The organism is Verminephrobacter aporrectodeae subsp. tuberculatae At4 (genome assembly GCF_000193225.1).
Taxonomy (GTDB): Bacteria; Pseudomonadota; Gammaproteobacteria; order Burkholderiales; family Burkholderiaceae_C; genus Acidovorax; species Acidovorax aporrectodeae.
The window spans coordinates 1-423 of record NZ_AFAL01000630.1; the positions used below are offsets into that span (position 1 = coordinate 1).

Below are 423 nucleotides of genomic sequence, written 5' to 3' on the forward strand. Positions count from 1 at the left end.
GCGGCTGCGGTGTTCGCGGGATCCAGGTTGCTCGCGTCGGTGTAGGTCAGCGTCAGTTGGTTGCCGGTGACCTTGGGGCGATGGTCGCCGGTGGTGATCAGCACCGGGGGCGTGGTGTCTGCTGCCGACGTGCTGTGGGTCACGGCCTGGTTGCTGAAGCTCACTGCATCGTTGCTTGCCGCGTCCTGAATGACGTTGTTGCCGCTTGTGGGCTTGGTGTAGCTCACGGTCACGGTCTCCGCGCTGGCCACGGCGCGGCTCAGCGTCAGCGTCACGGTCTTGCCCGATACCGCCACGCTGTTCACGCTGATGGCCGCATTGCCTGCGCTGCTGACCGCAAAGGCCGAGGCGGCTGCGGTGTTCACGGCGTCCAGGTTGCTCGCGTCGGTGTAGGTCAGCGTCAGTTGGTTGCCGGTGACCTTG

The 423-nt window shown here is 66.0% G+C and carries 1 protein-coding gene; it reads right to left on the minus strand.

What is annotated here, in order from left to right; translation table 11 throughout:
- The coding region (locus tag VTU_RS28475) for a SwmB domain-containing protein (RefSeq protein ID WP_010107196.1) at positions 1–423 on the minus strand (423 nt) is incomplete at both ends.